The organism is Streptomyces sp. NPDC030991, assembly GCF_055571235.1.
Genome location: NZ_JBVIFR010000001.1, coordinates 68,414 through 89,959, shown reverse-complemented (window position 1 = coordinate 89,959; position 21,546 = coordinate 68,414). Strand labels below are relative to the sequence as shown.

Genomic DNA, 21,546 nt, shown 5'->3' with positions numbered 1-21,546 from the left:
GGGCCCCCGTCAGGCGCCGGGGGCCCGTACCGGATGTTTGCTGAGGATGGAGACACGGTTGAAGGCGTTGATGGTGATGGTCACCCAGATCACCGCCGAGATCGCGTCGTCGGTCAGCACCCGGCGGGCCGTCGCGTAGGCGCTCTCCTGGGCGGCGGCGTCCGAGGGGGCGGTGGTCGCCTCGGCGAGAGCGAGCGCCGCGCGCTCCTGCTCGGAGAACAGCTCGGTGTCGCGCCAGGCGGCGAGCGTGCCGAGGCGCCGGGTGCTCTCCCCGGCGCGGAGCGCGGCCCGGGTGTGCACGTCGAGGCAGTAGGCACAGCCGTTGATCTGGGAGACGCGCAGATTGACCAGTTCGACGAGGAGGCGGTCGAGTCCGGCGTCCGCGGCCGTCGCGCGGACCGCTTCCGACGTCTGCACCAGGGCGTGGTACGCCTTCGGGCTCTGCTTGTCGACGAAGACGCGTCCCTCGCCCGGGGCCGGTGTCGTGTCGTTCAACGTGACTCCTCGCAGGGCCGTTGCGCGGCCGTGTTCGCTTCGTGGTGCGCTCGGCCTTATGATCATCCCTAGTTGTTGAATGTCAAATTACTTGGGGTGGCAGTGGGAGGGGCAGCAATGAGCGAGGCGGAGGTACTCACCGCCCGGGACGTGCCGTTGGGCGGCCCGCGCGCGATGACGGTGCGACGCACGTTGCCGCAGCGGGCCAGGACGCTGATCGGGGCGTGGTGCTTCGTCGACCACTACGGTCCCGACGACGTGGCCGGCACCGGCGGCATGGACGTCGCGCCGCACCCGCACACGGGCCTGCAGACGGTGAGCTGGCTCTTCAGCGGCGAGATCGAACACCGGGACAGCCTGGGCAGCCACGCCATGGTGCGGCCCGGCGAACTGAACCTGATGACCGGGGGCCACGGCATCAGCCACTCGGAGGTCTCCACCCCCGCCACCACCGTGCTCCACGGCGTGCAGCTGTGGGTCGCCCTGCCGGCCGCACACCGGCACGCCGACCGGGACTTCCAGCACTACGTGCCACAGCCCGTACGAACTGCCGACGGCGCCGACATCCGGGTCTTCCTGGGCTCACTGGCCGGCACGACCTCGCCGGTCCGCACCTTCACCCCGCTGCTCGGCGCCGAACTCCTCCTCGCCCCGCGCGCAAGCGTCACCCTCGCCGTGGACCCCGGCTTCGAACACGGCCTGCTCGTCGACACCGGTGAGGTGACGATGGCGGGAACGCCGCTGGCGCAGGCCGAGTTGGGCTACCTCGCGCCAGGTGCACCGACCCTGACGCTCACCAACGGGACGGACGCGCCCGCGCGCACGATCCTGCTGGGAGGACCGCCCTTCGACGAGGAGATCGTCATGTGGTGGAACTTCATCGGACGGTCGCACGAGGACATCGCGCAGGCGCGTGCGGACTGGATGACTGGGACCCGGTTCGGTGAGGTGAAGGGGTACGACGGGGATCGGCTGCCGGCTCCGGAACTGCCGTCCGTGCCGCTGAAGCCGCGGGGGCGGGTGCGCTGATCTGCGCGGATGCGTGTTGCAGGCAACGCCTGGGTGGGCGCACAACTCGGCGACGGAGCCGCTCGGTCGCCGCTGCGACCAAGACCCTGAACGAGGCGGCGGGGACCGACACGCATCGCTCAGCTGCTCGGCCTGTCTGCCCTGCGACGCCTGGCACGCTCCCCCCAGCCTCCGGCCGGGGGGACCCCCAGAGCGCGCACCAGACGCCGCGCGGCCGCCCTCCGGGCGACGACGGGAATTGTCAGACAGGCCCTAGGGGCGCCGGCGCCCCAGGCAAGGGCGCGGAGTTCAGGAAAGCGCCACGCAGACGTTCTCGATGACCCTGCCACCGCGGTTCAGGCCGCCGCAGACGAACAGTGGCTCCCCGCTGAACTCGCGGTTGACGACGAACCGTGCCCGAGACACGCCCGCCTTGCTTTTCGCGTAGTTACGCACGAAGCCACGCAGGGTTCCGGTCAGCCCGTCCCTTGTCGTGACGGTGATGTCCTGGACGTAGTCCTTTCCCTGATGAGCGGTGTTGACGCAGATGTAGGTTCCGCATTGAGTGTCGACTTCCGCGCTCGCCGGCACCGCCGTCACCACGCCCAAAGCGCAGGCTCCGGCGAGGGTTACCGCGACCGTCGTCAACCGCCGGCGTGCGGCGTCCGCCGACCGGACCATCCTCTGCTGTGCGCGCATCGCTGTTCCTCTCAGTGACTGACATGAGCTGATCCCGAGGCGATTCATGTTGTCATGCACCCAAATCGTTGCATATAGGGACATCAGTTCGGCGGTTAGCCCGAATCGTCATGCTTCCCGCGCCTGGTGTCCTGCGCCGGAGATCCGTTGGCAGAAGCGGGCGAGTGAGTCGAGGATCTCTTCGGCTGTTTTGGTCCAGGTGAAGGGGGTCGGGTTGTCGTTCCACTGTTTGACCCAGGCGCGGATGTCGGCTTCCAGGGAACGCACACTCTTGTGGGCGGCCGCGGTGAATCTTCTGGTTCGCGAGGAAGCCGAACCATCGCTCCACCTGGTTGATCCAGGAGGAGCCAGTGGGCGTGACGCGTTGGACTGCGTCGCCAGCCCGGCCCCGTTGCGCTCCATCGCCCGGATGAAGCGGACTCGACCCTCTGCCTTCCAGCGGCGTCGCGGAATTGGATCTTGTATGGGTGCAGGTACTTCGGCCATCTCGACCGGGCGTGATCACACTCCTTGAAGTAGGTGCCCATGCCGTGCGGCAAGCTCTGTTCGTCATCGGTCGCCGACTTCCGAGGTCCAATGCTGACGGTTTGCTGACCGTCCGAGGGTCGAGGTGCGTCTGACCTGCGAGAAGTCGCCAAGAACTCTCTAGGTGTTGGAACTTCATCGGACGGTCGCACGAGGACATCGCGCAGGCGCGTGCGGACTGAATGAATGGGACCCGGTTCGGTGAGGTGAAGGGTTACGACGGGGATCGGCTGCCCGCCCCGGAACTGCCGTCCGTGCCGCTGAAGCCGCGGGGGCGGGTGCGCTGATCTACGCGGATGCCTGATGGGCGGCGGTGCGTGGACGGCGGAGAAGTGGGTGATGGAGTCCGCCTGTAGCCGCCGCGGCGTATTGCCTGGGCGAGCTGCGAGGAAGAGGCCCTGGAGTCCACGGTGTGATCGTGTGCGGCAGGGTGGGTCGGTCGGGCAAACCTGGTGCTGACCCCATGCTGACCTCCTGATGGTGCGTCAGATGTATCGCTGGTGCCGTGTTCGCAGGTTCAGTGTGTCTGGGGGTCGGTGGCGGCGGAGGACGCACGCCCCCTTGTTGATCCACCTCGGTGGGGGTACAGGCCAGGTCATGACGGACTTTCTTGAGGCGGGACTCTGGGGCCTGGTGGCGGGCTCGGCACTGCTGGCCGGAGCTGCTCTCGGTTACGGGATTCGCGTTCCGCAGAAGGTGATTGCGACGGTGATGGCCTTCGGGGCGGGGGTGCTGATCTCAGCGGTGTCCTTCGAGCTTGTCGGTGAAGCGTACGACCAGGCCGGTCTCGCGCCCGCGGTCGTCGGCACTCTGATCGGCGCAGCGGCCTACACGGGCGGCAATATGTGGCTGGCCGGGCGAGGCGCACGCCACCGCAAGCGTTCGGGGAACAGTGATGCGCACACGCAGCCCTCGGAGGGGGAGCAGGCGGGGTCGGGGACGGCCCTCGCGCTCGGTGCACTGCTCGACGGTGTGCCGGAGTCCGCTGCCATCGGCGTTGGTCTGCTGGATGGCGGTGCGGTCAGTCTGGTGACGGTGGCCGCCGTGTTCATCAGCAACGTCCCGGAGGGACTGTCGAGTTCCGCCGGAATGAAGAAGGCCGGCCGCACCAAGGGGTATGTCTTCGGTGTCTGGGCGGCGATCGCCGCGGCCGGCACGGTGTCCTCCGTACTCGGCTACACGGTGATCGGTTCTTTCTCCCCGTCCGTGATCGCCGGGGTTACGGCGGTGGCGGCCGGCGCGATCCTCGCGATGATCGCTGACACGATGATCCCCGAAGCGTTCGCCGACACTCATCTGGCCATCGGACTGATCACCGTCAGCGGCTTCCTCGTTTCTTTCGCCCTCTCCCACACCTGACAGAGAGTCTGGTCAGCGATCCTCACTACAGACCCGGCACATACCCTGGTCTTCCTCGCCGGCCGGGGGCGACCACCGCCGAGCCCGGCCCTCCGGCAGACCTGACCCGACGCTCGACCCGGGGGACCTCGGTTTTCAGTGTTGCCTTGGCCGGAGGACGGCCGGTGCGGTCAAGCGCCGCTGGAGTCGGTCGATGTTGCCTCGTCGAGCATGGCGAGGGTCAACACGTTGCCGGAGATGCCCCAGCCGCCGTCGGCGACCTCTTCGACCAGAACCATGGTGTTGTTGCGGGCGCGCTCGCCGTACAGCTCTACATACAGCTCGGTGGTGCGGGTGACGATCTCCTCCTTCTGCTTCGGGGTGAGGGTCTTCTCGGGGACCTTGAAGTTCGCGAAGGGCATGACTGGTTGTTCCTTCTCTCGGTGGGGCGTTACAGAGTGCTGCCTGCAGTGAGCAGGCCGTCCGGTCCGATGCGGCGGGAGAGGCCGGCGTGATCGAATCGATGGAGGCTGCGGGCGGTTCAGATGATTCCGCCGTTGGCGCGGATGACCTGTCCGTTGATCCAGTGACCGGCCGGGGAGGCCAGGAACGCGACGACCTCGCCGATGTCGTCCGGAGTACCGAGGCGCTCCAGCGGGGACTGGGCGGCCAGGCGGCCGATGGTCTCCTCGTCCTTGCCGTCCAGGAACAGGGCGGTGGCTGTGGGGCCGGGCGCGACGGTATTGGCGGTGACGTCCCGGCCCCGCAGCTCCCGGGCCAGGATCAACGTCAGCGCCTCGACCGCGCCCTTGCCGGCGGCGTAGGCGCCGTAGCCCGGGAAGGCCAGCCCCACCACCGACGTGGAGAACGTGACGATCGCGCCGCCGGGGCGCACACGCCGGGCGGCCTGCTGGACGACGACGAACGTGCCGCGGATGTTGGTGCGGTGCAGGTCGTCCAGGACGGTCAGGTCCAGCTCGGCGATGGGCGCCAGGTGCATCCGCCCGGCCGCGTGCACCACGACGTCCACGCCGCCGAACTCTGCCTCGGCCGCGTCGAACAGGGCCGCGACCGCGCGTTCGTCGGCGACGTCTGCACGCACGGCGATCGCCCGGCCGCCGCCGGCGATGGCCTCCTTCACGGCGGCTTCGGCCTCGCCCTGGCTGCCGGCATAACCGACCACGACGGCGTACCCGTCGGCGGCCAGCCGGCCGACGGTCCTGCGGCCGATGCCGCGCGAGCCGCCAGTGACGATCGCGACACGGTCTGAGGCGCGGGGCTGGGCCGAGGCTGCGGGCCCGTCGAGGGAAGCGGGGACAGGCATGGTGACTCCTGTGGTGGATGGGGGCGGGCCGCGGCCCTGCCGTTGCTTGCTACGTCCTCCACGATCGGCCGGCCCCCCATCCGTAGCCAGGGCTGCGGTTACCCAGGGGATGCCACCCCCTGGCTGCGTTCCGGCGTCCGAGCGACCATGGTGGGGTGAACCTTCCAGAGCTCGGTGCCTTCCTCAGGACACGCCGCGACCGCATCCGTCCCGCCGAGGTCGGGCTCCCCCAAGGCCCGCGCCGGCGCGTCCCCGGGCTGCGCCGCGAGGAGGTCGCGCAACTGGCAGGGCTGTCCGTCGACTACTACACCGAGCTGGAACGGGGCAGCGCGAAGAACGGCGTGCAGCCCTCGGCCCAGACCCTGGCCGCCCTCGCCCGAGCCCTGCGCCTGAACGGCGACGAGCGCGATCACCTGTTCTACCTGGCCGAACGGCCGGTCCCGCCGTCGATGCACGGAACATCGGCGCACGTGCAGCCCGCGCTCCTCGGACTCCTGGACCGGCTGTCCAACACCCCCGCGCGTGTCATCACCGACCTTCACGAAACCCTGGTGGAAAACGACCTGGCCCTGACCCTGCTCGGCAGGTCCCCGGCACACCGCGGGCCGGCAGCGAGCTTCGTCTACCGCTGGTTCACCGACCCGCAGTCGCGCGGGATCTACCCGCCCGAGGACCACCCGCACCACTCCCGGGTATTCGTGGCCGACCTCCAAGCAGCGGCCGCCCGACGCGGCCGGGACGCAGAGGTCACGAAGATGGTCGCCGTACTACGCCGCCGCAGCCAGGAGTTCGCGGCCCTCTGGGACACCCACGACGTCGCGGTGCGCCGCATGGACCACAAGAAGATCGTCCACCCCACGCTCGGCATCATCGAACTCGACTGCTACAACCTCCTCAGCGAGGACGGACGGCAACGCCTGCTGTGGTTCACCGCCCCGCCCGGAAGCCCAGGAGCCGAGCAACTGGAACTGCTGTCCGTCATAGGGACCCAGGAGCTGAACGTCACGGAGGCCATGGCGCCTGAGGGGGCGTCCCCGGCGGAATCCGGATCGCAGCGCTGACCCGCGCCGCAGAGGGAGGACCGCTTTCCCAGCAAGGATGGCGATCTTGCCGGGCTCGACCTGCCCGGCGACCGGGATCCGCAGAGGCGGCACACGGTTTCGTAGGCGGCGCCGATGCGTTCGGTGTCCAGGGTCTCGCCGAGGAACAGGCGGCGGCCGAAGGACCCGGCGGGCCGCTCGGTGATCAGTACCTCGGTGTCCTCACCGGCGCCGGGGCGTCGCTCGGCCTTCACGGTCAGGACGTTGCGCTCGACGGCCAGGTGCCAGGTGGAGGTGACGCGCCCCAGCGTTGATGAGCAGGCTGAGTCCGCGAGGGCTGGGGCTCAGATCTGGCGGTCGTTGCTATGGCGGCCAAGGGCCCGGCCGAAGCGTTCGGAGATGCCCGGCAGGAGACTTTCGCCGTCAGCCGGCCGGTCCAGGCCGAAGACGTAGCCAGGGAAGTCCAGGCCCTCTTGTACCGCCCAGATCGCCTCATGGTCCTGGGGCGGAAGAATCCGCGCCGGGTCACCCACGGCTACCCAGCCGATCGGCACCATTGAGTCGGCGGGCAGTACCGTGCGCAGGTGCACGATGGCGTTGATGCGTACCTCTGAGCGCGTACCGATCCGCGCGCCGTTGAATACCCTGCTGCCGGTTGCCAGAAATACCTCGTCCTCGACTGAGCAGCCGGTCAGGTACGAGGCAGGGCCGGCCAGGACCTGCCGGCCCAGGCTCAGCGGGTCGCGGCGGGTCCCGCGCAGGACCGCGTTCTCCATCACGATGCAGTCCTCGCCGAGTTCCACCGGGCCGCCTTCGGCGGTGAGCACGGCGCCGAACAGCACCCGGCACCCCGCTCCCACCCGGACATCCCCGCACAGGGTCGCGGTCGGTGCGACATAGGCCGTGGGGTGCACGGCCGGGGAGGAGCCCTCGTGATCGATCAACATGCCCGCGAGCATGCCGCAACCCGGGCCGGCCCGCGCGCAATTCCACCTGATGAGAATGCAGGCCCGCGCCCCAGGCCGTCCATGGGCGGGGTATCCCCACGGACTTCGGCGGCGGTGCGCACCAGGCACTGGAGGCATCACCGAACTGCGTCAAGCCCGTGATGGGCCGCGTCGCTGGGTGGCCGGGCCGGGCGGACGCCGAAGCGCCTCCGCCCGGCCCGGTGCTGGATGGCGGGCTCAGTGTGGGGCGTCATGGCTGACGAGAGCTTGAGCAGTCGCGGGATGGGCAGGTGAGCTTCTACCGGGTGCGGTGTGGGCCGCTGGCGTGGAGGGTACAGCGGGTTCGTCGTCCGTCCCGCTCGCGGCTGAGGTAGCCGGCCTGTGCGAGGTCGGTGACGGCGCTCTGGGCGTGCGTTCGGTGGTGCGGCAGGCGGCGGCGATGTCGCGGAGACGGACGGTGGGGTCCTGTGCGATCACCAGCAGGACGCGGGCGTGGTGGGTGAGGAAGGTCCAGCCTCCGGTCGAGTGAACTACGCTGTACCTGCTCTGCAGTGCGACTTCTGCTGGCTGACCCGGTGAAAACACCGGAAGCACATTTCCTCTGTCCTGGTTCTGAGCGCGACAGGACGGCCATGGTGAGGGCGCGTCCGACTGTGGTGTGCGGCGTGGATTCGGGGGTATTGGATGGGCCTCGACCGTGTTGCTCAGGACAAGGGTGGCGGTGTGCTCCCAGTGGTGCCCGAAAACGAAGATCTGCCGCTGGACAGCCGCCCGATACTGTCGGCTCTGGCCTTCGCCGGCGACGAGCCGGTGGCCGAGGCCCGGCATGCGGCCCGGGAGTTTTTGACCGAGGCGCAGGCCGTGCACGGCATCCCGGTGTCCGACCGGGCGATGGGCATGGTGCAGCTGGTGGTCAGCGAGCTGGTGACCAACGCGCACAAATACGCGCCCGGCCCGTGCCTGATGGACCTGGAGATCAGCGACGGTGCCGTGGAGGTCAGTGTGTGGGACACCGATCCGACTCTGCCGGTGGCTCAGGCCGCTGATCCGGGCCGGGTCGGGCAGCACGGCCTGGAAATCGTGATTGGCGTGTGCCGCAGCTTTGAGATGCGCCGAGAGCCGGTGGGCAAGCGCATCAAGGCCGTCGTCGTGCTGGCCGACGACCCCGGCGGCCACGCGGCGGGCCGAATGATGTGATCAAGCCTGTTCAGGCTGCTCGGAGTCTGCGGCGGAGGTGCGCCAGGCAATCAATTGGTCTCTTGGCGCCGCAGGTGATGCGGTCGGGTCACCCGCGTGATCGCCGACCAGGTGATCAACGCGCACCAGACGGCTCCGCAGCACAGAACGGGTACCTCGCCCGCCCACGGCACGAGGTGAGGTCCGTGCCGCGTAAGGAGGTTGTCGTCGCCGAAGAAACCATGCCCAAGAGCAGCGACAGCGGCAGGCCAGCGCATCTGACCGTCACGTCCGCCCGTAACGGCGGCGCGCGTGTGGCCACGGCGGGCGGGGAGATCGACCATCAGAGCGGTGCCTGAGACCACTGCCCGCTTTCCGCCGCGCGGGTGCAGGCGGCGTGCAGGGTTCACCGCCTTGGGCTACTGCACCCACTCTGGCACCGACCACGCCGATCACAAGGAACAGAGCAGCATGATCCGCCGCTGCATCATCTGGCGAAACCGCCACGCCGACGACCAGCGCCTGCGCGCCGTCGTCGACCGGGCAAGCGCTGCCTGATCCAACGCTATACGCCGGTGGCGCCGTCGACGCGTTCGCGAAGCAGGTCGGCATGGCCGTTGTGGCGGGCGTACTCCTCGATCATGTGGACGTAGATCCAGCGGAGGCTGACGTCCTGCTCCATGAAGCGGCCGGTGTCGGTCAGTGTGTGCGCTGCGCAGTGCTCGCGGGCGCGGACGATCTCCTCATGCCAGGTGGCCAGTGCGCCGTCCAGCGTGGAGCTCTCGGCCAGGTCGAAACCGGCGTCGGGACCGTCCGGGTCGGCCTGCGGGTCATAGATGGGGGGAACTTGTTCTCCGGCAAATACCCGGCGGAACCAATTCCGCTCCACCTCCGCCATGTGCTGGACGAGGCCGGTCAGGGTGAAAGGGGACGGCGGCACAGAGGCAGCGGCGGCCTGCTCGTTGTCCAGGCCCTCGCACTTGACGGCGAGCGTGGCGCGGTGGAAATCGAGCCAGCTCTCAAGGGTGGTGCGCTCATCGGCGTTCAGGGGCGGCAGAGGGCGTTCGACAATGCTCATCAGTCGATTATCGGCAGCGACCGGAATCGTCGATAGGCAGGCCTCACAGAGGGCGAACGGTGCCTGATGCGGCACTAGATCCCGAGCACACGGTGCGAGACGGCGAAGGCCGAGGCTCTGCTCCGGTCCAGCATGTTGGCTGCCAGGAACGGTGAGAGGACCGAAGGGCGGTGCACCCCGGCGCTGGCTTCAAGGTCCCCGGTGACGGCCGCCCATTCGTCCATCTGTCGTGCGTCCGTGACGCCACCACGCGCCGTCACCACGCGCCGCCACCAAGCGCCGTCACCACGCGCCGCCACATCGCGCCGCCACCACGCGCCGTCACTTCGTCCACGAGTCCTCACAGCCTCTGCGGCGCAGTGCCGTGGCGGAGAGCCAACCGGTCCAAGAGGCGCGCCTTTACGCCATCCCACTCGGTACTGACGACGGAGTACATGGCGGAATCTCTGAGCCGGCCGTCTTCCCCCGCTGCCCGGGACACCGACCAGTTCCGCAGTACGCCCTCATGAGTAGCGCCGAGATTCTCCATGGCCCTGCGTGAGCGCTTGTTCCGGGCATCGGTCTTGAGGTCCACGCGCGCCACGCCCAGGTCCTCGAAGGCGTACCGCATCAGCAGCATCTTGGCCTCACTAAGCGTCCTGCCCCTCGGCGTACTGGCCCTGCTCTTCGGCCTGCCGGTTACGGAGGATTGGGGACGGCGAGTTTGGCTGCGTCCAGCAGGTCCTTGGGTGCTTCTCCACTGGTTGTGCGGGGTCAGGTGATGGGGGACCAGCCGGCTGGGCGGCCCGTGTCGGCGGCACGTTCGCGCTGGAGGTGGCGGGGAGCGCGGGCCGTTCCCCTGAGGACATACGTGTGCGGCTACGGGAGTTCGGGGTGATAGCGCTGCCGGGTAGGCTCCCGTCATGACAGCATCTCCGACGAGTTTCGAAGCACCCCACCGCCCGACCATGTTGCGGGGAGTCTCCCTGACCTCGCTGGGTGTCTTTCTCGTCTGCTGGGCGCTGTGCTGGGTGAACGCGCACGTCGTGAACGACGATCTGCCGAACACCTGTGGCGACCTGCGTCGGCAGAGCTTCCCGCCGGAGACGGCCTGCATGTCCGCGGACGGCACACTCACCGGTGCGAACGCCGGCTGGATCGAGGCCCTGTTCTTCGCCGCGCTCGTGGTATTCGTGCTGGTGACGAGCATGATGCTGGCTCTCGCGGCCACACGCAGGAAGTGAAGTGAGACGCACGACCTCATGACGCAGTGGGGCCTCATCAGGGTTTCATCAGGGCTTCATCAGGGCCTCATCCTCACCAGAGTGCTGAGGGAGAGAGGGTTCGCTTACCGGGAAGTCCGCGAATTCGGTCGTCCAACCCGCCACCCGGCATACGGCTACGGACTGGTCGATGTCGATCAGTCCGTAGCCGGATACCAGGTGCTCCGTTGCGGGAGCAGTAGTTCAGGCGCTGCGTCGCTGACGGCTCTCCAGAGCTCGTGCCGCCTTGCGTCTGTCCGGTGACGTGACGTCGACCGCGGTCCCCGCGCCGCGGCCCGGCGTGGCGCGCCAGGTGCGGACCTTTTGGGCTGCCTTGATCAGCCGCGGGTCCTCGGGCTTGACCGTGAGGTAGAACAGCGACTCGTCCGGGGTGCGGTCGTCGCCACCCCAGCGGACGACGCCGTTGAGTTCGGCGAGAATGTCCCGGACGACCACAACCTGCTGCGGGAAGAACCCACCTGTCACGCCGACCGGGTAGAAGTTCGGACGGATCTGTACGGCCGTGCCGGAAGCCTGGTTGGATTCCGGGCGGTTCTTGCGCATCTGGTCCGGGGCGCGCCAACCGGTGACATCGCCGTTCCGTAGACCGTCGATCTCGTAGTGGTAACGCTGGATGACGTGGACGAGAATTTCTTCGGGTTCACCGAGACGCACCTGGACTCCGGAGAGCGGGACGCCGGGGACGGGGCGCGTGAAGATGGTCCCGTCCTGGTCGACGGTGTTCTCGATCTCCCAACCGTTGGCCGAACGTGCGTCGGTCAGAATGCGCTTGTTGCGCGCGTTGGCCCTCTTGACCGCTCGACGGATCACGTCCGAGAACGGGTCCTGATCGGCGGCGTAGGCGGGTGAAGCCAGGAACTGCGAACCGGGCAACGACACCGTCGCCGCGGCCGCGGCAACGGCCGCCGCGCGGACCAGGATGGTGCGACGTGACACGGGTGACGTGGTCACAGCTTCTTCTCCGTGTGTGCTTGGTGGCGGGTGTGATGTTCGGCGGCCGCGATGGCGGTCAGCGTGACAGCCATGACGGCGAGTCCGCTCATGAGGGGCGTGACGTACCCGGGAACGGCCGCGTCGTAAGTGCCGCCGTCCGCGAGGTGGCAGTGCACGGACGGCGGCACGTAGGAAACGCTGTAGCGGTCGACGGAGGCGTACTGCTCCGGGCCGACAGCGTCCCGGCATGCCTGAGCGGTCCCGGTCTCGTCCAGGAACAGGTGCGTGGCGCCCCATACGTACAGGCCCACACACCCCGCGGCGCTCAGCGCGGCGGCCCCCCGGGCGGCGCCGGACACACCCGGGGTGCGTCCGGCGCCGGCCAGGCAGCTGAATCCGTAACCGGCGAGACCGAAGGCGGTCAGCACGCTGACCAGGACGCAGAGGCCCAGCGGCAGCGCCGCCGGGTACTCGGAGGCCGCGGACACGGCCGTCATCCTGCGAGCTGCCTCATGATCGCGTTGTACTTCTCGAAGATCTGGTAGATCGCCATGCGCTTGGTGGCGTCGGCCTCGGCCTGGTCGCCCCATCCCTGGTAGCGCCGCAGGACCTGGAAGACTTCGCGCTCGGTGTAGTCGAGGCGCATGGACCGCAGAGTGGTCTCTCCGCTCGGGGGGTTGCTACCGCCGGGCTTGCCGTCGGCGCCCCAGAGGTGAATGAGTGGCACCGTGCGCATGGTGAACCCGTTGTCCTTGTTGACCTTCTGCCACATCTCCCAGATGTCGGCGTCCTTGGTCGGGTCGGCGATGGTCCCGGTGACGAACCCCTTGTTGATGCAGTGATTCCACGCCCGGATACCCACCGCCCCGCTGATCTGGCCGATCCCGGTCGAGGAATCCTTGATCGTTCCGATCCCCTCGAGGTGGTACGCGGCCACCGCGTGATCGACACCTTGGTCGATGAGGTCGTAGTGGCGCATCTCCCAGTACGCGGAGGTCTGTATCAGCGCCTTGCGCATGTGGTACTTGTTCGAAAGGTCAGTGGTCTGCTGGTCGTAGGACATGATGGTCTCGAAGCACTCGGTGTGCGTGAAGAGACGCGCGTCCGCTCCCGTGCCACCGTCGTCGGCGAAGCCGATGGACCTCATGTACTTGCTGAGGTCGTCGTGCAGGGCGTTGAGGAAACCCCCGTCATAACGGACGTCGGGCAGCGCCGCCCGGGGCGCGTCGAACGATGCCTGCCCCTTGTCCCGTCCGGATGCGATATCGATGTCAATGTTGATGGACCCGGTCCCCGAGCCGAGTGTGCGGGTGACGATCTGGTCGTAGGCCCAGTTGTCAGGCAGCGCATAACCGAAGTTGCCCGAGAAACCGGAGGACATGTCGGACACGAAGGAAGCCGTGGCATGGCCGGCCTCACTCACACGTGTGCACACGTTGCGGGGCCCGTAGACACCGATCTCGAACCGGCCGCCGTCGTCGGAGAGCGCGTCCTGGATGCCCTTGAAGTGCGGCACCACATTGTCCGTGACCTGGTAGTCGAGCGCGTCGAAGTCGACGGCGAAGAAGATGCGCGTACCGGACTTGAATCCGTGGTCGAGCGCAGCGTTCACAGCCGCTTGTCCCGCGGCCCGGCCCGCCGCATAGTTGAATCCCGAGGCGTCCCGGCCGAAGGTCTGATAGATCGGGAAGCAGCGCAGTCCGTTGCTCGCGATCGTCTGCAGCTCACCCGGCTGAATGGCCTTCTCGGGCAGGTCGGGGTCGTCCGGGATCGGGTTGGTCAGGTAGCGGCCCACGTAGGTGATGCCCTGGGCCTTGAGAGTCTGGGCGCGCGCGTCGGTGATCTTCGTGACACCGTCGCACGCCTGACCGTTACGACCCTGGTCGCCGTAGGAGACGAGGAGCGAGGCCCAGGTGGAGAAGTCACCCTTGCCCGTGACCGGCAGCGCGGCGAAGGACTGGAAGGCGCTGGTGGCAGAGGCCAAGTCCGCGGAGAAGCTGCTGGTGAAAGAGACCGGCCGGTGATTGAGCACCATGCCCGCGGAGAACAATTGCACCCATACGCCACTGGAACCCGTCGCCACCGTGTGCGACTTGATGCCGCTCTGGGTCCCGGGACCGAAGACGCCGTTCGCGACGCCGTCCGCCATACCCAGCTCGTACTGGATCGCGAAGAGCATGGATTTGGCCACGTCCCGCGAGTGGTGACCGTCGCAGGGGATGGCGTAGAAGTCCTTGCGGAGGATGTACTTGCCGTTGAGCCACCGCTGAATGGCTGCGACGGTGTCCGAGCCGTCGTTGACGGGGACATAGGCGTCCATGTTGAACAGGCCCTTGGTCGTCTTCGGCCACAGGGCGCTGCCCGGGTAGGTGGCGGAGACGCCCATGTCCTGATGCAGCTCCGTCACCGCGGACTTGACCCGGTCGTTGTACTTGCCGTCGATGTCACCACCGTCATAACCCTTGCAGTACAGCGCCGACTGAAGGATCCGGCAGAAGTTCGCCGAGGGGACCGTCGTCTCGTCGAGCTTTCCGTACTTCTCCCCGATCATCGCCAGCGTGGTCGGGCCGAAGGAGTCCGACAGGGAGGCGATTCCCATTTCGTACTGCAGCGCCCTGGTGAGGGCGTACATGACCGTCCAGCTCGTCTGGCCGTTTTCCACCAGTTTGGATATGCCGAGCGTCGCACCATTTCCGTACGTCGTGTTCACGAACTTCTGGGCTCGTAGCACCATTTCATCGGCCACAGAGTCCTCCTTTTCGAGCGGTGCGGGTCTCCTGATACGTCGGCGAGGCAGCAGGGGACGTAGATCCGAAGGTTCGGGGAATGCAGTGGTTCCGGGGAGGGGAGGTCGGAGACCTTGGGTCTCCTCAGGAACAGGCGTCGCGCGGGATCGGGGCGAGGTGCGCGCGCGTGCCGACACACGTGGGGCGGTCGCACCTCGCCGCGCCGACCGCGGACGCGGGGGCTACTTGCAGCCGCTGATGTTCGTGTCGTAGTTCACCAGCACCTTGCCGGTGGAGGTGTCCTTCATGTACGCGATCACGCCATCGCACCGGGTGGCGTAGTCGGTGGCGTAGAGCTTGACCTCACCCGCGTAGGAGCTGAAGTTGCCCGAGTCGACCACGCAGGGCTGGTTGATGTTCGCGGGGAACTGGTTGGAACACAGGCTCAGCATCATGTACTTCGCGCCGGAGGTGTTGTTGTCCATGACGGCGCACGAGGTCTCGGTGCTGCTGTTCCAGTAGGTGAAGAGCGTGGCCTTACGTACGGACGGGTCCACGCCCACCGGCAACGCGACACCCCGCATGAGAGTTCCGGTGCACGCCTCGCCGATGGCTCCCCTGCTCAGCGCGTTGCTCGGAGGACCGTCGGGATAGAAGGCGGAGACGAAGTCCTGCTGCTCCTGCGGCATGTCCGCGCCGAAGTGCCAGCTGTACGTGCCGACGTTCTGCTCCGCGGCCGTCACGGCGGTCTGAGAACCCCAGCCCAGCAGGGCGAGGGTGGCGGTGGCCGCCACCGCGGCGCGTCGTATCATGCGGGGGAAACGCATAGGTGTGCTCCTGTCGTTTTCGCCCCTCGGCAACCCCGGTCCTACGGGATGGCAGCCCGACAGGGGTTGCCGAGGGTTCGTGTGGATGGAAAAGAAAAACCTCGCCTTGATGTTCGTGCGGCAAGGGCGTTCGCCGAACGGCGCCCCGAAGACGGGGACTTCGCATCGTCGGCTCACCGCCCGACGAGGTGTGCGGCGAGTCTTCAGCAAGATCAAATCACCGGCAAGATCAAAGCGTCCCATGTGTGTCGGTGTGTGTATTCGGTTGCGATCTTGTGGCCGTGAAGTGATCGAATCGTTTACGTGGCCAGTGCAACCAATCGGGCTGTCCAGGTGTCGTGACGGCACTCCCGACCGGACGCCCGCCCTCCGTCATGGTGCGGGCTCTGACCTTTCATGGGTTGCATCAGGATGGACTGGTATCAGTCGAGGGTGATGTGAAACTGTCGGCCCATGCTGACATCAGTCGACACTGAACTGATGCGGGTGCTGGCCGACCCGCTCAGGCTCCAGATCGTGACCCTGCTCGCCCAGGAGACGCTGTGCACCACACACCTGGTCGCCGAGACCGGTGCGAAGCAGACCAACCTCTCCAACCATATGAAGGTGCTGCGCGAGGCCGGCGTGGTGGACACCGAGCCATGTGGCCGGTTCATCTACTACAAGCTGAAGCCCGAGGTCATCGACGCGCTGGCCGGCTCCTTCGCCGCGCTGGCTGCTGCGGCCCGGGAGACCGTGGAGACCGGCCGGAAGCGGGCCTGCTGATGGCGTCCACCGAACCCGCCACGATCAGCCAGGCGGACGGCGGAGAGGCGGGGGTCGTCGCGAAGCTCCCCACTCCGGACCGCTTCCTCGCCGTGTGGATCCTGCTCGCCATGGTTCTCGGTCTGGGTCTGGGCCGTCTGGTCCCCGGTCTGAACGACACGCTCGCGAAGGTCGAAATCGGCGGGATCTCCCTCCCGATCGCGGCCGGCCTGCTGGTGATGATGTATCCGGTGCTGGCCAAGGTCCGCTACGACAAGCTCGACGCGGTCACCGGCGACCGCAAGCTGATGGTGTCGTCGCTGGTCGTCAACTGGATCGTCGGACCTGCGGTGATGTTCGCGCTGGCGTGGATCTTCCTGGCGGGTCTGCCGGAGTACCGCACCGGATTGGTCATCGTCGGGCTGGCCCGCTGTATCGCGATGGTCATCATCTGGAACGACCTGGCGTGCGGCGACCGCGAGGCAGCCGCCGTGCTGGTGGCCCTCAATTCGGTGTTCCAGGTCCTGGCGTTCGGCCTTCTCGGCTGGTTCTACCTCGACCTGTTGCCCGGCTGGCTGGGCCTGGGCGACGGCGAGCACCTCGACATCTCCCTGTGGAAGATCGCGCTGAACGTCGTCATCTTCCTCGGCGTTCCCCTGCTTGCCGGTTTCCTGACCCGCCGCATCGGCGAACAGAAACTGGGCCGCGGGCGGTACGAGTCCAACTTCCTGCCGAAGATCGGCCCTTGGGCGCTGTACGGGCTGCTGTTCACGATCGTCATCCTCTTTGCCCTGCAGGGCAGGACGATCACCTCGCAGCCGCTGGACGTAGCCCGGATCGCATCCCCGCTACTCGTGTACTTCGCGGTGATGTGGTTCGGGACCTTCGCGCTCGGCAAGGCGATCGGCCTCGCCTACGACCGCACCGCCACGCTCGCCTTCACCGCGGCGGGCAACAACTTCGAGCTGGCCATCGCGGTCGCCATCGCTACCTTCGGGGTCACCAGCGGCCAGGCCCTGTCCGGCGTGGTCGGCCCGCTCATCGAGGTGCCGGTCCTGGTGGCACTGGTCTACGTCTCGCTCGCCTGGCGCCGGACGTTCCGCAGCGCGTGACGTGCGCTGACGCGCCAGGAAGGCGGCCGGGGCACCCCGCTGTGGGCCCCGGCCGCTTGCGCGTACAAGCCGCTGCGGGTCAGCGGGCCCCCGCCGTGAGCAGCTGTCCCATCGCGGCCAGAACGCTCGGCTCTACGCGGTAGTACACCCACGTCCCGCGCCGCTCGGAGGAGAGCAGCCCGGCGTCCTTGAGCTTCTTGAGATGGTGGGAGACGGTCGGCTGCGAGACCCCGACGTCGGAGATGTCGCACACGCACGCCTCACCGCCCTCGTGCGAGGCGACCAGCGAGAACAACCGCAGACGCACCGGATCGCCGAGTGCCTTGAACATCTTCGCGGTCCGCTCCGCCTCCTCGGCGCTCAGGGGGCGCTCGTTCAGCGGCGGACAGCACGGCGCCACCGTCCCGTCCGACTGGTGCAGGACCGGCAGCCCCACGACGCTCGAATTCGACATGCGTCGATATTGACATCTGTCGATGCATGGTGGCAAGGTCCCTTGTATCGACATGCATCGAATCAGTAGATCGATGGCCTCCTGAACGCCCTGGAGAACGTGATGAGCGAGAGCATGCCCGCCGCCCTGCCGACTGTGGTCATCGGTGCCGGCCCCATCGGCCTGGCCGCCGCAGCCCACCTGATCGAGCGCGGCATCGAACCGCTCGTCCTGGAAGCCGGGCCGTCGGCGGGCAGCGCGGTACGCGAGTGGTCTCATGTCCGCCTCTTCTCCACCTGGGGCGAGGTCGTCGACCCGGCCGCCGAGAAGCTCCTCGCTCCCACCGGCTGGACCCGCCCCGCCCCGGACACCTACCCCTCCGGCGGTGACTGGGCGAATGACTACCTGCAGCCGCTCGCCGAGACCCTCGGCGACAAGGTCCGTACCGGCGCGCGGGTCACCGGTGTCTCCCGCTCCGGCCGCGACCGCATCGTCGACGCCGACCGCGAGGCCCAGCCGTTCGTCGTCCACGTCGCCCATGCCGACGGTGGCCGCGAGGAGCGGATCTTCGCGCGCGCCGTCATCGACGCCTCCGGCACCTGGGCCACCCCGTCCCCGGCGGGCGGCAGCGGTCTGCCCGCCCTCGGCGAACGCGCCGCATCCGACCGCATCACCTACCGCGTCCCCGACCTCAACGACCCTGCCGTACACGCCCGTTACGCGGGCAAGCGCACCGCCGTCATCGGCTCCGGGGCCTCCGCCTTCACCGCCCTGGCCAACCTGGCCGACCTCGCCAAGGCCGAGGACGGCGCGGGCACCAAGGGGCTGTGGATCCTGCGGCGCGGCCTCAGCGGCTCCACCTTCGGCGGCGGCGAGGCCGACGAGTTGCCCGCTCGCGGCGCCCTCGGCCTGGCCGCGAAGGCCGCCGTCGACGACGGACACGCCGACGCGGTCACCGGCTTCCGTATCGACACCATCGAGCAGGGCGAGGACGGCCGCCTGAGCCTGGTCGCCGAAGAAGGCCGCCGCCTCGATGCGGTCGACGAGGTCATCGTGCTCACCGGCTTCCGCCCCGACCTGACCTTCCTCGACGAACTCCGCCTCGCCCTCGACGAGCGCCTGCGGGCCCCCGTCGACCTGGCTCCGCTGATCGACCCCAACCAGCACTCCTGCGGCACCGTCCACCCGCACGGTCACCGTGAACTGTCCCACCCCGAACAGGGCATCTACCTGGTCGGCATGAAGTCCTACGGCCGCGCCCCCACCTTCCTCGCGATGACCGGATACGAGCAGGTCCGCTCGGTCGCCGCCGCCCTCGCCGGAGACGAGGAGTCCGCCGACCGCGTCGAACTCACTCTCCCCGAGACCGGCGTGTGCGGAGGCGCCGGCCTCTTCGAGGCACCCACCGCCGAAGAGGAAGCAGCGGGCGGCTGCTGTGTCCCGGCCCCCGCCCTGATCCAGCTCGGCGCCCCCGCGACCGCCCAGCCCCCCGCCTCCGGCGGCTGCTGACCCGCACGCACGCCCGCGCGCCCCACCACGACAGGAGGACCACCATGTCCCGTGTGCAACTGGCTCTGCGCGTGCCCGACCTCGACGCCTCGATCGTCTTCTACAGCAAGCTCTTCAACACCGAACCGGCCGAACTCCGTGACGGCTACGCCAACTTCGCCGTCGCCCAACCCCCGCCCAACCCCGCCCCGTAGCACCTGTTGCACCAGCTCCAGCGAGCATGCAGAAGCCGAGGCCGGCTGCTGCTGACCACCCGCGAGACGACCGCGCCAGGCGGCTGCTACCCCTACAACCAGCCCGGCAGATCGAGGCTACGACCGAGCCGAATCTTGGTCGCAGCCTCACGCTGCCTCAGAACCTCCACCCGGTATCGCTCTTGGCCACCTCCCACTGTCCCCGGCCGCGCGGGAGCAGACCACGGGCGACGCGCGGGCCGTGGCTGACCGCGATGAGCAGACCGGTGGCGGAAGGCATCAGAGGTCCGTCCCGGTGAACGCTCGGGGGATGTCGGCGGGGGCAGGCCGGTCTCCCTTGACGTGCTGGGCGGCCCCCGGGTGGCCGCTGGTGGAGCCGTTCACGACCAGTGCCCAGGCCACGCAGGCGAACGCCGCCGTGTGCAGGAGTGCGCGGGCGATGTTCCAGAGGACCCACTTGTTCTCGAAGTCGGCGCGGGCCGTCGCCAGGTGTCTGATGCGGTCGGGGTCACCGGCACGCGCGAGTTGGTCGTTCAGAGGGACATTGACGCCGCTGGTGACCATGAAGGCCACGAGGTACAGGACCAACGCGGCGATCAGCCAGGGCAGTGCGGGGCGGCCGTGGCCGCGCCGGGCCAGGAAGACCGCGAGGCCGAGGAGGGGGATCGCGCCCATGAACAGGAGCATGAAGACCGGGTTGACGATGGCCTTGTTGATGCCCTGCATCGCCTCGACGAAGGTGCGGTCGGACGACCGGGCCAGGCCCGGCATGACCGCGTAGGAGAAGGCGGCGAACAGCCCGGCCATGAGCCCGGTGGACAGTGTGCCGGCGAGCAGCACGCCGGTCTGCAGGTGTTTCACGCTGCATCCTCCTGGTTGCGCATAACGTCGACGACGCACCCCCGACGGGCCCGCCTGCTCAACCCTCGATCCTCGCGGGATCAGCGGCAACGGGCTTTCCGGCAGGGCGCATTAACCTGACGGTTAACGTGGCTGAGGAGCAACGACGGGGGCTGGAAGCACATATGGAGATCAGGGACATCGAGATCCTCCTGACGCTTGCTCAGGAGTTGCACTTCGGGCGGACCGCCGAACGGTTGCACGTGTCCCCGGCCCGAGTCAGCCAGGCGATCAAGAAGCAGGAGCGCCGCATTGGCGGCGCGCTCTTCGACCGCACCAGCCACCGCGTTCACCTCACTCCGCTCGGCCGGCAGCTCTACGACGACCTGCTCCCGGTCCACCGCGGCCTGCGGCAGAGCCTGGAGCGAGCCGCGCTGACCGCGAAGAGGAAGACCGAGGCGCTGCGCCTGGGCATGTTGTCCAGCAACAGCGAGGACCTGCGTCCCGTCCTCGCCGCGTTCGCATCCCGCCGTCCCGGCTGCACCGTGCGGATCCGCGCCGTGGGCTACAACGACCCCTTCTCCGCGCTGCGCCGCGGCAGCGTCGATGTCCTGCTCGCCTGGCTCCCCATCCGTGAACCGGATCTCACCGTGGGCCCAGTCGTCTGTACCGAACCTGTCGTGTTGTGTGTGTCCTCCACCCACCGGCTGGCCACACGTGACTCGGTCTCCTACGAAGACCTCGCCGACGAGGCTGTCCTGACCGGCGCCGCACCCGACTACTGGCGGGAGGCGCTGATCCCCACCCACACCCCCGGCGGACGGCCGATCCCCGGGGGACCGGCCGCGACCGACGGCTCGCAGCTCCTCGCCATCGTCGCCAGCGGAGAAGCGGTCTGCCCGGCTCACGCGCACGCGTCGCGCTACTACGCCCGACCCGACATCGCCTACATTCCCATTCTGGACGCTCCGCTCAGCCGCTGGGCCTTGTGCTGGCGCACCAGCGGCGAGACAGCCGCGATCCGCGACCTCGCCGAGGTGGCCGACGACCTCGGCCCGTTGACCCTCTGACCGGACCTGGGACAGCGGCCGTGAGCCGGGGCGCGCCTGTCGCTGTCGGGACACGCAGGGGCGGGAATCTCTCCGGCAGCTCGGCCGAGGCAGTAGCCCTCAGCGATGCCACGGCACACACGGCGGCGCTTGTGGCTGTTCGGAACACGGCTGGATGTCAGGGAGCACCCCCGACGCCGGTCGGGGTTCGTCCCGGTAGCGCCTCATACCGAAGGAGGACACACAAACACCTTTGAGGGCAGGGGAGTTGCGCAACATCGGGCTTC

General features: G+C 68.3%; 26 protein-coding genes and 4 pseudogenes. 13 read left to right on the top strand and 17 right to left on the bottom strand.

All coding sequences use genetic code 11. The features are described from left to right. Window positions 1-9: 9 nt before the first annotated feature. Window positions 10-495: a carboxymuconolactone decarboxylase family protein gene (locus ACZ45E_RS00470; protein ID WP_468214706.1), complete on the bottom strand. Its 486-nt coding sequence runs from the start codon at window positions 493-495 to the stop codon at window positions 10-12. 117 nt (window positions 496-612) lie between these two features. Between ACZ45E_RS00470 and ACZ45E_RS00465 the strand changes: the two genes are divergently transcribed. Then, the gene (locus tag ACZ45E_RS00465) at window positions 613-1,524 is read left to right on the top strand and encodes a pirin family protein (RefSeq protein ID WP_468214705.1); all 912 of its coding nucleotides are present in this window, start codon (window positions 613-615) and stop codon (window positions 1,522-1,524) included. Between the two features lie 288 nt (window positions 1,525-1,812). Here the strand turns inward: ACZ45E_RS00465 and ACZ45E_RS00460 are convergent, their stop codons facing one another. Further along, window positions 1,813-2,202: a hypothetical protein gene (locus ACZ45E_RS00460; protein WP_468214702.1), complete on the bottom strand. Its 390-nt coding sequence runs from the start codon at window positions 2,200-2,202 to the stop codon at window positions 1,813-1,815. Window positions 2,203-2,310: 108 nt separating this feature from the next. Then, the gene (locus ACZ45E_RS00455) at window positions 2,311-2,469 is read right to left on the bottom strand and encodes a hypothetical protein (protein WP_468214700.1); all 159 of its coding nucleotides are present in this window, start codon (window positions 2,467-2,469) and stop codon (window positions 2,311-2,313) included. Between the two features lie 368 nt (window positions 2,470-2,837). Between ACZ45E_RS00455 and ACZ45E_RS00450 the strand changes: the two are divergent. Together ACZ45E_RS00450 and ACZ45E_RS00445 are read left to right on the top strand one after the other, a co-directional pair. After that, window positions 2,838-3,014, top strand: a pseudogene (locus ACZ45E_RS00450) (pirin family protein); the annotation flags it as partial. A 310-nt stretch (window positions 3,015-3,324) separates the two neighbouring features. Then, window positions 3,325-4,086, top strand: a complete 762-nt coding sequence (locus ACZ45E_RS00445) for a ZIP family metal transporter (RefSeq protein WP_468214697.1) — start codon at window positions 3,325-3,327, stop codon at window positions 4,084-4,086. 170 nt (window positions 4,087-4,256) lie between these two features. Here ACZ45E_RS00445 and ACZ45E_RS00440 read toward each other — a convergent pair whose 3' ends face one another. Beyond that, complete coding sequence (locus ACZ45E_RS00440) at window positions 4,257-4,487, bottom strand: tautomerase family protein (RefSeq protein WP_468214695.1); 231 nt, start codon at window positions 4,485-4,487, stop codon at window positions 4,257-4,259. 119 nt (window positions 4,488-4,606) lie between these two features. Next, a complete protein-coding gene (locus tag ACZ45E_RS00435) occupies window positions 4,607-5,389 on the bottom strand; it encodes an SDR family oxidoreductase (protein WP_468214693.1) in 783 nt (260 codons plus the stop codon). Between the two features lie 155 nt (window positions 5,390-5,544). On the opposite strand from ACZ45E_RS00435, the gene ACZ45E_RS00430 reads away from it, so the two are divergent. Beyond that, window positions 5,545-6,450 (top strand): MmyB family transcriptional regulator, encoded by a 906-nt coding sequence (locus tag ACZ45E_RS00430; RefSeq protein ID WP_468214691.1) that lies wholly within the window; start codon window positions 5,545-5,547, stop codon window positions 6,448-6,450. Between the two features lie 158 nt (window positions 6,451-6,608). Here ACZ45E_RS00430 and ACZ45E_RS00425 read toward each other — a convergent pair. Then, window positions 6,609-6,683, bottom strand: a pseudogene (locus ACZ45E_RS00425) (Hsp20/alpha crystallin family protein); the annotation flags it as partial. A gap of 90 nt (window positions 6,684-6,773) precedes the next feature. Then, window positions 6,774-7,376 carry a gamma carbonic anhydrase family protein gene (locus ACZ45E_RS00420; protein WP_468214688.1) on the bottom strand — a complete coding sequence of 201 codons (603 nt, stop codon included), beginning with the start codon at window positions 7,374-7,376 and terminating at the stop codon, window positions 6,774-6,776. 684 nt (window positions 7,377-8,060) lie between these two features. On the opposite strand from ACZ45E_RS00420, the gene ACZ45E_RS00415 reads away from it, so the two are divergent. The 3 genes and pseudogenes from ACZ45E_RS00415 to ACZ45E_RS00405 all read left to right on the top strand — a co-directional run. Continuing rightward, complete coding sequence (locus ACZ45E_RS00415) at window positions 8,061-8,573, top strand: ATP-binding protein (protein WP_468214686.1); 513 nt, start codon at window positions 8,061-8,063, stop codon at window positions 8,571-8,573. 185 nt (window positions 8,574-8,758) lie between these two features. Beyond that, window positions 8,759-8,911 carry a hypothetical protein gene (locus ACZ45E_RS00410; protein WP_468214683.1) on the top strand — a complete coding sequence of 51 codons (153 nt, stop codon included), beginning with the start codon at window positions 8,759-8,761 and terminating at the stop codon, window positions 8,909-8,911. A gap of 31 nt (window positions 8,912-8,942) precedes the next feature. Further along, window positions 8,943-9,110: pseudogene (locus tag ACZ45E_RS00405) on the top strand (IS630 family transposase); the annotation flags it as partial. Between the two features lie 7 nt (window positions 9,111-9,117). Here the strand turns inward: ACZ45E_RS00405 and ACZ45E_RS00400 are convergent. From ACZ45E_RS00400 to ACZ45E_RS00390, 3 genes are all read right to left on the bottom strand, one after another. Next, window positions 9,118-9,630, bottom strand: a complete 513-nt coding sequence (locus tag ACZ45E_RS00400) for a DinB family protein (protein ID WP_468214681.1) — start codon at window positions 9,628-9,630, stop codon at window positions 9,118-9,120. Window positions 9,631-9,704: 74 nt separating this feature from the next. Further along, a complete protein-coding gene (locus ACZ45E_RS00395; protein ID WP_468214679.1) occupies window positions 9,705-9,854 on the bottom strand; it encodes a hypothetical protein in 150 nt (49 codons plus the stop codon). Window positions 9,855-9,970: 116 nt separating this feature from the next. Further along, window positions 9,971-10,534, bottom strand: a complete 564-nt coding sequence (locus ACZ45E_RS00390) for a GNAT family N-acetyltransferase (RefSeq protein ID WP_468214677.1) — start codon at window positions 10,532-10,534, stop codon at window positions 9,971-9,973. On the opposite strand from ACZ45E_RS00390, the gene ACZ45E_RS00385 reads away from it, so the two are divergent. After that, the gene (locus ACZ45E_RS00385; protein ID WP_468214675.1) at window positions 10,533-10,853 is read left to right on the top strand and encodes a hypothetical protein; all 321 of its coding nucleotides are present in this window, start codon (window positions 10,533-10,535) and stop codon (window positions 10,851-10,853) included. The genes ACZ45E_RS00390 and ACZ45E_RS00385 overlap by 2 nt on opposite strands. 222 nt (window positions 10,854-11,075) lie before the next feature. Here the strand turns inward: ACZ45E_RS00385 and ACZ45E_RS00380 are convergent, their stop codons facing one another. From ACZ45E_RS00380 to ACZ45E_RS00365, 4 genes are all read right to left on the bottom strand, one after another. Further along, on the bottom strand, window positions 11,076-11,843 hold the full coding sequence (locus ACZ45E_RS00380) for a hypothetical protein (RefSeq protein ID WP_468214672.1): 768 nt from the start codon (window positions 11,841-11,843) through the stop codon (window positions 11,076-11,078). After that, window positions 11,840-12,322 (bottom strand): hypothetical protein, encoded by a 483-nt coding sequence (locus ACZ45E_RS00375; RefSeq protein ID WP_468214669.1) that lies wholly within the window; start codon window positions 12,320-12,322, stop codon window positions 11,840-11,842. The genes ACZ45E_RS00380 and ACZ45E_RS00375 overlap by 4 nt, the downstream gene beginning before the upstream one ends. After that, a complete protein-coding gene (locus tag ACZ45E_RS00370; RefSeq protein WP_468214666.1) occupies window positions 12,319-14,571 on the bottom strand; it encodes a glycoside hydrolase domain-containing protein in 2,253 nt (750 codons plus the stop codon). The genes ACZ45E_RS00375 and ACZ45E_RS00370 overlap by 4 nt, the downstream gene beginning before the upstream one ends. A gap of 222 nt (window positions 14,572-14,793) precedes the next feature. After that, window positions 14,794-15,363 (bottom strand): hypothetical protein, encoded by a 570-nt coding sequence (locus ACZ45E_RS00365; protein WP_468214663.1) that lies wholly within the window; start codon window positions 15,361-15,363, stop codon window positions 14,794-14,796. Window positions 15,364-15,831: 468 nt separating this feature from the next. Here ACZ45E_RS00365 and ACZ45E_RS00360 point away from each other — a divergent pair, with 468 nt between their 5' ends. Together ACZ45E_RS00360 and arsB are read left to right on the top strand one after the other, a co-directional pair. Next, window positions 15,832-16,143, top strand: a complete 312-nt coding sequence (locus tag ACZ45E_RS00360) for an ArsR/SmtB family transcription factor (RefSeq protein ID WP_468214661.1) — start codon at window positions 15,832-15,834, stop codon at window positions 16,141-16,143. Further along, window positions 16,143-17,234 carry an ACR3 family arsenite efflux transporter gene (gene arsB, locus ACZ45E_RS00355; RefSeq protein ID WP_468214658.1) on the top strand — a complete coding sequence of 364 codons (1,092 nt, stop codon included), beginning with the start codon at window positions 16,143-16,145 and terminating at the stop codon, window positions 17,232-17,234. Before ACZ45E_RS00360 ends, arsB begins: the two co-directional genes overlap by 1 nt. A gap of 79 nt (window positions 17,235-17,313) precedes the next feature. Here the strand turns inward: arsB and ACZ45E_RS00350 are convergent, their stop codons facing one another. Then, a complete protein-coding gene (locus tag ACZ45E_RS00350; protein WP_468214657.1) occupies window positions 17,314-17,688 on the bottom strand; it encodes an ArsR/SmtB family transcription factor in 375 nt (124 codons plus the stop codon). A gap of 102 nt (window positions 17,689-17,790) precedes the next feature. On the opposite strand from ACZ45E_RS00350, the gene ACZ45E_RS00345 reads away from it, so the two are divergent. Together ACZ45E_RS00345 and ACZ45E_RS00340 are read left to right on the top strand one after the other, a co-directional pair. Continuing rightward, window positions 17,791-19,176, top strand: a complete 1,386-nt coding sequence (locus tag ACZ45E_RS00345) for an NAD(P)-binding domain-containing protein (protein WP_468214655.1) — start codon at window positions 17,791-17,793, stop codon at window positions 19,174-19,176. 44 nt (window positions 19,177-19,220) lie between these two features. Then, a pseudogene (locus ACZ45E_RS00340) lies at window positions 19,221-19,352 on the top strand (glyoxalase/bleomycin resistance/dioxygenase family protein); the annotation flags it as partial. A gap of 175 nt (window positions 19,353-19,527) precedes the next feature. Here the strand turns inward: ACZ45E_RS00340 and ACZ45E_RS00335 are convergent. Together ACZ45E_RS00335 and ACZ45E_RS00330 are read right to left on the bottom strand one after the other, a co-directional pair. Next, window positions 19,528-19,650 (bottom strand): hypothetical protein, encoded by a 123-nt coding sequence (locus ACZ45E_RS00335; protein ID WP_468214652.1) that lies wholly within the window; start codon window positions 19,648-19,650, stop codon window positions 19,528-19,530. Continuing rightward, the gene (locus ACZ45E_RS00330; RefSeq protein ID WP_468214650.1) at window positions 19,650-20,231 is read right to left on the bottom strand and encodes an anthrone oxygenase family protein; all 582 of its coding nucleotides are present in this window, start codon (window positions 20,229-20,231) and stop codon (window positions 19,650-19,652) included. Before ACZ45E_RS00330 ends, ACZ45E_RS00335 begins: the two co-directional genes overlap by 1 nt. 164 nt (window positions 20,232-20,395) lie before the next feature. Between ACZ45E_RS00330 and ACZ45E_RS00325 the strand changes: the two genes are divergently transcribed. After that, window positions 20,396-21,280: a LysR family transcriptional regulator gene (locus tag ACZ45E_RS00325; RefSeq protein ID WP_468214648.1), complete on the top strand. Its 885-nt coding sequence runs from the start codon at window positions 20,396-20,398 to the stop codon at window positions 21,278-21,280. Window positions 21,281-21,546 lie beyond the last annotated feature (266 nt).